Raw genomic sequence first — 11,074 nt, 5'->3', positions numbered from 1 at the left:
GTTCAGCTACTTCGCGGGAGCGGTGGCCATCCCCGAGGCTGAAGCGCCAGCGATCAAGAACCGCTCGTACAGCATCGTGGCTACGGTGGATATTCCCAAGGGCGGCGCCCATGGTGTCATTGCCACCATGGGTGGCACTACCGCGGGCTGGTCCCTTTACCTTGACGATGAGGGCAAGCCGGTCTACGTGCAGAAAGTGTTCAATGCGGCGCGCATGGAGATTACGGGCAGCAAGCCGCTACAACCGGGCAGGAACGTGTTGCAGTTTGACTTCGCCTACGAGGGAACAGGTTATGCCAAGGGCGGCACCGGCACGCTTCAGGTGAACGGCAAGGCGATAGGCAGTGGCCATCTGCCGGTCACCACGCCAGGCTTCTTCTCCGCTGACGAGACCTTTGACGTTGGCATGGATACCGGCTCACCGGCCGGACATTACACCGCGGGTTATCCGTTTAGCGGCGTCATCGAGCGAGTGGATATCCGTCTGCGCTGAGCATCCCCGCCACCCCGGTCTCGCCGACCCCGTCATGGGTAAGGCGAGGCCCGCCACCGTTCCGTGGACGCATGCGAAGACGCCTGCCCTCCTGGACGGGCAATGGCGGAGGCGAACCACGCAACGACGCGCAAGCCATTGTCGAGGCAGCGTCTTGCGCCCCACGAGCGTCCGCATTGCCCCACCCGCTATACCAGTAGTTATTCTCCTTTCTTCCTAATGCCTCGACGGCAGGAGAGTTGCCCATGCGATCCCCACTACAGATACCATTCATTATCCGCGGTGAACTGATTGACAACTGCACACTGGAATTTGGCGGGCGCGGCGGAAATATCGCATTCTCCACGCCGAATCTAAAGAATTATCTGGACAGGCTCACACTAAACGCGCCATCGAAGATGGCGGACCTCTATGCGTTGACCTTCGACGATATCGTGGACTTCCTGGCGCAAGTGGGAAAGAAACTGGTCCTTTCGGAAAACCCTCACCTGCAGGCCGCCTACGATCTCTCCTGCCAGACATCGGGAATTTCCGATTCCATTCTGCGGCATCTCTATGAGGCAATACCGGAGATGTTCTCGCCCGCCGTTGTGCGCGAAACGGCGGAACGCCTGGTAGGCATTGACTATCTTGAAAAATGGGTCGAGCAGCCCTCCCGTGTGCATACGGGAAAACCCAGCCGCATTCGCGCCTTCGGTGCTCGCTGCGTCCATGTCATTGCAGGAAATGTGCCGATGGTGGGCGTTGGTACGGTTATCCGCAACGCCTTTACACGCTCGGATGCCATCATCAAGACGCCCTCGAACGACCCGCTTACCGCTACAGCCATCGCCCGCACCATGCTCGAACTGGACCCTGACCACCCTCTGACAAGGCACCTGAGCGTGGTGTATTGGAAAGGTGGCGACGAGTCCATCGAAAGACATATCTATGACCCGCGCCTGGTGGAAAAGGTCGTCGCCTGGGGTGGCTTCGCCAGCATCCGGCACATCACCCAATACTTGCAGCCAGGCTTGGATCTGATCACCCTTGACCCGAAACACAGCGCCACCATCATTGGCCCGGAAGCCTTTGCAGATGCAGATACCATGCGCTCGGTCGCACGCAGGCTCGCACTCGACATCGGCGTGATGAACCAGGAAGGCTGCGTAAACGCGAGGGTTGTCTATGTGGCGTGCGGCACTGACGAGGCCGGTCTTGAACATGCCAATCAATTGGGCAAGCTGACCTTCGATGCCTTGCAGAAGCTGCCGACCACATTKAGTACACCTCACAAATCCTTCAGTCGCGAGCTCAAGGATGAAATCGACGGGCTGCGGCTTGCCGGTGACGAATACCGGGTGTACGGGGGTAGATCCAATGAGGGCGCAATCCTTGTTTCGCAAAACGACACCCCTGTGGATTTCGCCCGGCAGCTCGCCTGCCGGGTCGCCAATATCGTGCCGATCGATTCCATGGATACCGCAGTGATGTCCGTCAGCGCCTATACCCAGACGATCGGCCTCTACCCGGAATCGCTTAAGGATAGCCTGCGCGACCGGCTCGCGTACCAAGGTGGACAACGTCTCGTTTCGCTCGGCGCCGCGGCGCTTTTCGAGGATGCGGCAATTCCACAGGACGGCATCGAGCCGGTACGGCGGATGTGCAAGTGGATTGTGGAGCAAACCTCGGATGGCAACGCCCTGGAAGCGCTGGCCGCAGGCGCGTCGCATTGATCGTGATCTTCAAGGAGCAGTTCGATGTCCCGTATCCATGAACAGTTACTCGATGACGCATCGAGCTATGTCAACGCTCGCTACGACGAAGGATTTCGCCTGTCGCGAGAACAACTCGAACAGGTTCACCTGCGTGGCGTGCAGCGGAGGTTTGACACCATGCGCGATGAGATACCAGTGCTCAGAAGGCTGGCGGACGAACAGGGCATAGAGAAGATCGAACGGTTGAATGATGTAGTGCCCCTGCTCTTTCCCCACACAACCTACAAATCCTACCCGCTGTCGCTACTGGAGCGGGGTCAGTTCGATCGCCTGACGCGTTGGCTGAACGGATTGACAAGACAGGATCTCAGCAAACTGGATACCCAAGACATCAATACCATTGATGCATGGGTGAAACGGCTTGATGACGCCAGCGAATTGCGGATACTGCATACGTTTGGCACGAGCGGCAAGCTATCGTTCATGCCGCGCACTGCGAGAGAGTGGGCAATATCGAATACGCTCACCGCGCACTGCGTGCGTGACTGGCACGGCGCCGGCAGCGGGCCAGACCTGCTGCGCGCACGAATGCCAATGGTGCAACCGGGCTACCGCTTCGGCGCCGGCGCAACGTACCGGGGCGTGGAAGAGATGGTCAGGCGGTGGGCTGGAGGCGATGAGAATGCGCTGTTTCTCTATCCGGATGATTATTTCAGTGCTGATATCGCCTCCCTGGCAGGTCGCTTGCGTGCCGCCGAAGCGCGGGGCGAACAGGGTACGCTGGAGATATCGCCAGCGCTGCTGTCCCGCCGTGAGGAGTTCGCCGCACGGGAACGGCAGCGCCCGGAACAGATGAAGCGGTTCCTGGAAACGGCAGTCCAGCGATTCGGGAAGCAGGATATTTGCCTGTTCGCGGTATGGCCAATCCTGTACGAATGGGCCGAGGAAGCTCTGGCCAATGGTACGCGCAACGCCTTTGGCGCCGGCAGCGTGCTGATGAGTGGCGGCGGCAACAAAGGGCGCGCGCTGGCGGACAACTATCGCGAGAGAATATTCGAATTTCTGGGCTTCGACCGGGTATTCGAGTTCTACGGCATGAGCGAGCTGATGGTAAGCCTTCCTCGCTGCAGCCAAGGGCACTTTCATGTGCCACCGGTGTTGGTACCTTTTGTCCTCGACCCCGAGAACGGCCATCCGTTTCCGCGAGAAGGTACTCACACGGGCCGATTCGCCTTTGTGGATCTGCTGCCCGATTCCTACTGGGGAGGCTTGATCACCGGCGACGAAGTTACCTTGAGCGGCTGGGATGCCCCTTGCGAATGCGGGCGCAGCGGGCCCTACCTGCACGCTACCATTCAGCGCTACAGTGAAAAGCAAGGCGGGGATGACAAGATAAATTGTGCCGGCGCGCCGGAGGCCCATGACAAGGCGGTGGAATTTTTGTTGTCTGCAGTGCGATGATTGACTTCGGCTTGCCGAGTGCGCCGTCATCACGCCGCGGATAAGCTGTGCCACCCGCCAACTCGACTGACTTTTCCGAAATCCGGCCGGGCCGCCCCCCACAATTTGGATGCCGGCCCGGCGCGACCGTGCGGATCAGAACGCCAGCGGCCTTTGCGCAGCGTCGACGCCACCGTCGATGAAAACGACATTGCCGTGCAGATATGCTGCCTCGGGGCGGCACAGGAACGCGATCAGCGCGGCTACCTCATCGGGCTGCGCGCGCCGCCCAAGGGGAGGCAGAAAGTCGCGGATGGCATCGCCATAGCGCGGATCCCGCAGGCCAGCCTGCAGCATAGGCGTTTCCACCGCGCCGGGCGCCACCACATTCAGGCGCACCCCGGCCCGCCCCCAGCTGGCGGCACGTTGCCGTGCCGCTGCCGCGACGGCGTTCTTCGCGCTTGCATACGCCAGATAGCCCGCCTGGGCGGCCTGCTCACCACCCGCCTCCTGCGCCGCGCGCACCAGGGCGTGCACGCCGTCCTCATCGCCCGCCAGGTAGGCGTCGCGCAGCGGGCTGCCTGCCCAGGACTGCAGCGTGGCCGAATTGGACGACACCACCACGGCGCACGGCGCCTTGCCTTGCCGCAATGCCTCGAACAAGCCGTCCAGCAGGGTTACCACGCCGAAGTAGTTGACCGAAGCAACCAGCGTCGCAGGATCGACATGCGGGCCCAAACCAGCGCAACAGATCAGCTTGTCGATCCTGCCGCCGGACTGCGACAGCGCGCCATCGATAGCGGCCTCCCGGCCGTGCCGGGTGGAGAGGTCGGCGTGGATCTCGGCATCGCGCAGGTCGATGCCGATGACCCTTTCGCCGTCGGCCAGCAGGCGCCGGCGTACGGCCGCGCCCATGCCGGAGGCCGAGCCGGTGATGATRGTAGTAGTCATGGTGTTCGTTCTGTGTGTGAAAAGAGGAAAAAGAAGAAGGGCTTCGGACGTTCGCGTGGGTACTGCATGTGGGTGCGAGTGGCCAGAAGTAAAACGCTGGGTTGCTCCCCTCTCCCATGAAATGGGAGAGCAAGCCCGGGGAGATGGCGAGCGCTCGCTCAACGCGATGCGCCTCACTCTTGCGCAGGCCTGCCCACTCCCCCAACCTCACCCGCCATGCGCGGGTGAGGGGGAGCTACGGCAGTGCTGGAATTAGCCCAGCAATGAATCGACCCACACGAAAGTCGGATGAACCAAAGAAAAAGGCGAAGGCGGAAAGGAGAGAATCGAGACAAACCAGACGGCGTCAGCGTAACGGCCGCTGGCTGAGCTCCATCAGCACCGCCGCGCCGCGGCTACGCAGGCAATCATCGTCGCAGACAGGCCACTCTCGCGCCGCGTTGGCGGAAACGACGATGCCGGTGCCGGCATCGTCGTCGCCACCGTGGCCGGCAAGCGCGGTGGCGGCGCCCGTTGCCAGGGTCAGCAACACTCCGGCCACCACACCCGCGGCGACCAGTCCCGTCGCCCACAACCACCGAGTCCGCTTCATCGCTGTCTCCCGACCGTTTTTTTGGCTTCTGACTGGATGTTAGTCACCGGTCCGGCAAGCCGCTTCGTCTGAGCGGACTAAGGGGAATCCCGCGAATGGCGATATTCATGATGGACCTCCGTGCGGGAGGGTGGTAAGCCCCTCAGCGTCGCCGACCGGTGGGTGCGTCGGGTCCGTCTCGGTAAATCAGCATCCAGCATTCAAGGGCGGCAACGCCGGCGACCGGCCGATCCACTGGCTGGTCGCCGGGAAACCGCGCCCGGCCGGGGCACCTCCCTGAGGCGGGGAGTCATATTTGCGAGATTTCCTTCGCCGCTCTCGCCGCACCGCGCATAGCACCTTCGATATAGCCGATGCCGGTGCAATCGCCAACTTCATGGACCTTAAAGCCTTCGGTCTCCAACTGCCTGGCAAGCGTCAAGTCACCTGCCGCACCTTTGGCCACGATGACGCTATTCGCATCGACCGCCTGCGCATTGCCTGCCTGGTCGGTGAAGCAAACCCTGTCAGGTTCGATCCGGATGTCCGAGGCCCCCGGAAAGAGACCAAGGCCGTGCTCCTTAAGCTCCGCAAGCAGCCGCATCCGGCGGACTATCGTCAGTCCCGCGCCGAACCGCGGCGCCTCATCGACGACTGTCACCAATCGTCCGCGCTCGGACAGGAACTCGGCCAGTTCGAGACCGACCAGTTCGCCACCGATGATCACGACGTGCTTGCCCAACGGCATCCATTGCCGGGTCGCCTGGCGAACGAAATCGAGATTCGAGGTCAGGCCGCTCGCCGCACCGATTTTTGATGCCATGCGTGTCGCCCACCCGACCTTGCGCGCCAGTTCCTGTGAGCCTTCACCGAGCATCAGGCGGCGCATGTCGTCCCCGCTCATGACGTGCGGCAGGTCGTTTCCTGGTATCGGCGGCAATCCGCGCACCGCGCCGGTTGCAACGACAACGACGTCCGGGGATAGCGTGCGCAGCAGCTCGGGCGTCGCTCGTGTGCGCAGGCGCACGTCGATTTGTGACGATTCAACCTGGTGCCTGAGCCAGTCGAGCAGTGGCTCGTTGGCCTCATAGGCGAGCGCGGCAATGCGCAGCGTGCCGCCCAGTTGGTTGGCCTGCTCCAGCAACGTTACTTGATGCCCGTCCGCCCGTAGCCGGCGCGCCGACTCCATGCCACCGGGGCCTCCGCCGATAACCACGACTCGCTTGCCACTCTTCGGTAATTGACGATGCAAATACTCGAAACCGATTTCGGGGTTGACCGCGCAGCGCAGCGGCTTGCCAACGTAGATTGCGCTAATGCATGTGTAGCAATAGATGCAGGGCAGCACGTCATTGGGCCGCCCTTCGGTGAGCTTTCGCGGCAGATACGGGTCGGCTAGCAACTTCCTCCCCATTGAGACGAAATCGATCGAGCCATCGGCAATCCTTTCGTCGCCGAGCGCGGGCTCGATCCGGCCCGATGCGATGATCGGAATGCTGACCGCGGCCTTGATCCGCGCCGCAAACGGAAGATTGAGCCCGGGCTCATGCGGGGTATGCGATGCCGAATGCAACTTTGGCTTGCCCGCGTCATGATAGGCGCTCACGGTGATCGCGTTGGCCCCCTCCTCCTCGACGATCTGCGCGGTGCGCACCGCCTCGTCAATCGTGATGCCGCCCGGAATGCCTTCCTCGCGCGAGTCGAGTTTGCACCACACAGGAAAATCGGGACCAACCGCCGTACGCACGGCCCGAATCACCTCGACCAGGAGACGGACGCGATTTTCCAGCGGGCCTCCATATTCATCGGTACGCCGGTTCGTCGTGGGCGAGACGAACGACGACAGGAGATAGCCGTGCCCGCCATGGATCTCGACGCCGTCAAAGCCGGCCCGCCGCGCCCGGCTCGCAGCCGCGGCAAATTGCGCGATCAGCGTGTCGATGTCGGCCTTCGTCATGACCTGAATCGTCACGCCGGTGATGCGGCCGAACGGCGCCTCGGCCAACTCTTCGAGCAAGAACGCCTCGGTGAAATCGCCAGTGGGAGGTTCAGGCAGGGAGGGCGCCCACACCGGCCGCCCCGCAAGCATATCCTCCACGCCGACCAATCCTCCATGGTGAAGTTGCGCGGCGATCTTTGCGCCGTGCGCGTGGACGGCTTCGGTCAGCGCGGTCAGGCCGGGAAGAAAGCGATCGTCCGAAATGGCGATCTGGTTCACCTGATTGGCACCGGTCGGCCAAGCCACGCCGGCAACGCCGGTGATGATCAGGCCCGCCCCCCCTTTGGCCTGCGATTCGTGATAGCGGACGATGCGCTCACCGCATTGGCCATCTGGCTCCGCAAGGCTCGCACCCATCGCGGTGACGACGATGCGGTTGCGTAGTGTCATCGTGCCGATTCGGCCGGGTGCAAGCAGGTGGCGATACGATGTGCGGCTCATTGACTGGCTCCTGTGATTGCGTCTTGATAGAAATGCCGGCGGCACGGCGGCGCAAGGCGTGTCATTTGTCTCTCCGCATCGATCATCCGATTTTGGGGAGTGTCATTCGTTCATATGCGGATCTGTCATGCGCGGCGGAATGCCACGCAAGATCACGCAGACGTGCCATGCCGGACGCCACGGAGAATCCGCATCTGCCGGCGAATCGCACCCTCGTCCGCAGGAACCAGGCTATAGGCAAGCCCGATGCGGCTAGCCAGCGCAATGATGTCGTCCAGCGAAGCGGGCGTCGCGCCTGACTTCTCTACGTAATCGCGGTAGCGGTCAGCCAGCACCTTGTGCCACATGGGCTTGATGTTCTCGAGGATGTAGGGAAACACCTCCGCCGTAACGCTTCTGGCCAGGTAGTCCTGACGAAGCCCGGCGAGGCGTTGCCGGTACTTCACGGCGAAACACACGCACTCTTCGAGATACCCCTCGAAATCCCCCTCGTAGCCCGACAAGCTACGCTGCATCTCCTCGAAAAAGACGCCGTTTTCCGCGTCAATCGCGGCTTGGATCAGATCATTCCGGGTGCTGTAGTAGCGGTAAAGGGTTCTGCGTGAAATGTTGGCGCGCTTGGCCACATCATCCACGGTGAAACCCTCGATACCCATCTCGGCCATGCAGTCGAGCGTGGACCTCAGAATCAGGACGCGCCCTTGCTCGGGACTGTCTATTCGGCTGGCGTCTCCCCAGCGAAGTTGTCTATTCATTCGGAACCTTGCCTCTTGCGGAGTGATGCGCTCTTGATCGCAGTGTGATCCCGGCATTGCCGTGGCGCCTTCACCCAGTATTGCACAAAGAATATTTTTTGTGCCATTGTTTTGACTCATTTATGTATTTATGTGCCATAGTGGCCGCACCCGATGCGCTTTGCCGCGCTCGGAAACGGGCAACTTGTTGACCTCTGAACCGGCGTACTTCGGCCCGCCTAACCACTGACTGGTACAGGTCGCCTGGAAAACACTTAACGTTGGAGGCAAGCCAATGAACAACAGCAATCCGGCCGTGAATTGGAATACATCGTACGACGTGGTCGTCGTCGGTTCCGGGGCAGGCGCGATGACGGCCGCGCTGCGCGCATACGATCTCGGCTTGACCGTGCTCCTCGTCGAGAAAAGCCCGCACTATGGGGGCACGACGGCTATTTCCGGCGGCGGAATCTGGATCCCTTGCAATGGTCAGATCCAATCTCTAGGCGGCAACGACTCCTATGAGGAAGCGGTGGCGTATCTCCGGGATGTCATAGGGGAAGATTTCGATCTGAACAGAATCAATGCCTATCTCAAAAACGGGCCGGAGATGGTCCAATATCTCGCCACGCAGGCGCAGACGCATTTCCACGCGGTGCCCCGCTATCCCGACTACTATCCGGACCGCACGGGAGGAAAACCGGGTTACCGCACCATGGAGCCAGCGGCATTCGACGCGCGCCGGCTCGGCGATGCATTTGACGAACTCCGCGCCCCATCGCCCGCCACCCTGGTCGGCGGGCGCATTTCGCTGACGCAGATCGAAGCCCACACCATCGTAGCGAAGGAGTCCGGCTGGCTCGGCCTGTTGGCACGCCTCGCGTTCCGGTACGCAACGGATTTGCGCTGGCGCTGTCGAACGCACCGGGACCGCCGGCTCACGCTTGGCAACGCCCTGGTCGCGAGCCTGCGCGCGGCACTCGCGCATCGGTCCATACCGCTGTGGCTCGACACCCCGATGCGCACGCTCCACGCGCACGATGCCCGCGTGACCGGCGTGGCGGTGGAGCGACGGGGACGCGAGTACAACGTACGCGCGCGATGCGCGGTGGTGCTCGCCTGCGGAGGCTTCGAATCCAGCCAGGAAATGCGCGACCAATACCTGCCGAAGCCCACGCAAGCCGAATGGACAGCCGCCCCGCCCATCAATACCGGAGATGGAATTCGGGCTGGTCTCAAGCTCGGCGCGAACGTTTCGCTGATGGGATACACATGGGGTGTGCCGACGGTACGGGTTCCCGGGGAGGAAAAACAACGCGGGCTTTTCGTGGAGCGCTCATTGCCGCGATGCGTGCTGGTCAATCGGCTCGGTCGACGCTTCGTCAACGAAGCAGCGCCGTACCCGGACATCATCCACGCCATGTATGCCGACCACGCGCAAACAAATGCGAATGTGCCGGCATGGCTCGTGTTCGATRCAGAGTATAGAAAACGCTATCCGTGCGGCGTGCTGCTTCCCGGCAGCATACAGCCTGACTCCCGGATTCCGCATGGCTGGCTGGACCATGTCATCTATCGCGCCGGAACGCTGGCCGAACTGGCCACAAAAATCGGCGTCGATCCACGCGGCCTTGCCACGACTGTCGCGCAAATGAACGCCTATGCGTCAGATGGTACCGACCTCGAATTCGGCAAGGGAAGCAATATCTTCGACCGCTACTATGGCGACATCTCCTCCAAGCCGAACCCGTGCCTGGGCCCAATCGACCGCGCCCCTTTCTACGCGCTGCGGATCGATCCCGGCGAGATCGGCACCAAGGGCGGATTGAGCACTGACGCCTGCGCCCGCGTCCTCCGTCCCGATGGCAGCGTAATCGAGGGATGCTATGCGATCGGGAATACCTCGGCCGCGGTCATGGGAAAAACCTATCCCGGACCAGGTTCGACTATCGGGCCGGCGATGACCTTTGGCTACATCGCCGCGAATCAGATCGCGGCAGAGAAAATCGGCGGAGGCAATCCCCGCCCATAAGCAGATTGAGACGGGCTGGAAACCGTGAAGTCCGACGTTGCCCAGAGCTTAACGACCAGAGGGAAGCTGGAACGTTTACCCCCGCGGGATCTATACGCAATCCGGGCTAACCCTCCTCTTGCTGCCACAAAAAAACACTTCCGAGCCGCGGTTGGCTGAACGGCTTTGCAGAGCCTCCTCAAAGCCACCTATGACGCACATATGTGTGTAGTCCGATTGGACGATGCTGACGCCAGATTCCACAAATATGCTTCGATCAAGAGACCGGCCCTAACGGTACAACAGGAATCGGCATCTGCCCGTGGTGGGCAGTAGCAAGAGGAGACAGCGATGAGAGCATGGTTGCGGGCGGGTAGTCTGTTTGGGGCCGGTGCGGCCGTGGCCCTGGGTCTTGCGTTTGCTGAGGGCCTGCCGTCTGCCCGGCCTGGCTTTGATCCGGAGAGCGCGATCAGACACGACGGACACCTGGCCGGCACAGAAACCAATGGCGCGGCTATCATGCAGGCGTCTTGCGACGACACCTGCCGGCAGAGCATTGGGGTTGCCGCGGTTGCCCTCCTGAATCGCCGCAGCGTCCCATAGTGTACGTTCCATGCCGACGGGCCTGGTCAGATCCGTGCCGCAATGCCGGCAAGATGCTGCGCCCAGATGTCCCCGCCACCTTCACATTAGCGTTGTTGGCCACAGCAAGCCGCCGGGCGGCACGCCCGCGTGAG

The 11,074-nt window shown here is 61.8% G+C and carries 7 protein-coding genes and 1 pseudogene; 4 read left to right on the top strand and 4 right to left on the bottom strand.

Annotated features, from left to right (window positions below; translation table 11 throughout):
* The 3 genes and pseudogenes from AC1DKD_RS12315 to AC1DKD_RS12305 form a co-directional block, all read left to right on the top strand.
* Positions 1-493: pseudogene (locus AC1DKD_RS12315) on the top strand (arylsulfatase); the annotation flags it as partial.
* Between the two features lie 245 nt (positions 494-738).
* Positions 739-2,208 (top strand): acyl-CoA reductase, encoded by a 1,470-nt coding sequence (locus AC1DKD_RS12310; RefSeq protein WP_477143323.1) that lies wholly within the window; start codon positions 739-741, stop codon positions 2,206-2,208.
* A gap of 24 nt (positions 2,209-2,232) precedes the next feature.
* Positions 2,233-3,651: a long-chain-fatty-acid--protein ligase gene (locus AC1DKD_RS12305; RefSeq protein WP_441629501.1), complete on the top strand. Its 1,419-nt coding sequence runs from the start codon at positions 2,233-2,235 to the stop codon at positions 3,649-3,651.
* A 135-nt stretch (positions 3,652-3,786) separates the two neighbouring features.
* Here AC1DKD_RS12305 and AC1DKD_RS12300 read toward each other — a convergent pair whose 3' ends face one another.
* From AC1DKD_RS12300 to AC1DKD_RS12285, 4 genes are all read right to left on the bottom strand, one after another.
* Positions 3,787-4,581 (bottom strand): SDR family oxidoreductase, encoded by a 795-nt coding sequence (locus AC1DKD_RS12300; RefSeq protein ID WP_441629502.1) that lies wholly within the window; start codon positions 4,579-4,581, stop codon positions 3,787-3,789.
* A 346-nt stretch (positions 4,582-4,927) separates the two neighbouring features.
* On the bottom strand, positions 4,928-5,173 hold the full coding sequence (locus AC1DKD_RS12295; protein ID WP_441629503.1) for a hypothetical protein: 246 nt from the start codon (positions 5,171-5,173) through the stop codon (positions 4,928-4,930).
* A 289-nt stretch (positions 5,174-5,462) separates the two neighbouring features.
* Positions 5,463-7,592, bottom strand: a complete 2,130-nt coding sequence (locus AC1DKD_RS12290) for an oxidoreductase (RefSeq protein ID WP_441629504.1) — start codon at positions 7,590-7,592, stop codon at positions 5,463-5,465.
* A gap of 152 nt (positions 7,593-7,744) precedes the next feature.
* Positions 7,745-8,347, bottom strand: coding sequence for a TetR/AcrR family transcriptional regulator (locus AC1DKD_RS12285; RefSeq protein ID WP_441629505.1), 603 nt, complete (start codon positions 8,345-8,347; stop codon positions 7,745-7,747).
* A 274-nt stretch (positions 8,348-8,621) separates the two neighbouring features.
* Between AC1DKD_RS12285 and AC1DKD_RS12280 the strand changes: the two genes are divergently transcribed.
* The gene (locus AC1DKD_RS12280; RefSeq protein ID WP_477143322.1) at positions 8,622-10,358 is read left to right on the top strand and encodes an FAD-binding protein; all 1,737 of its coding nucleotides are present in this window, start codon (positions 8,622-8,624) and stop codon (positions 10,356-10,358) included.
* Positions 10,359-11,074 lie beyond the last annotated feature (716 nt).

Source organism: Cupriavidus sp. 05T313, from assembly GCF_056396665.1.
The sequence above is the reverse complement of the archived record's forward strand: the minus strand, read 5'-3'. Positions and strand labels throughout refer to the sequence as shown.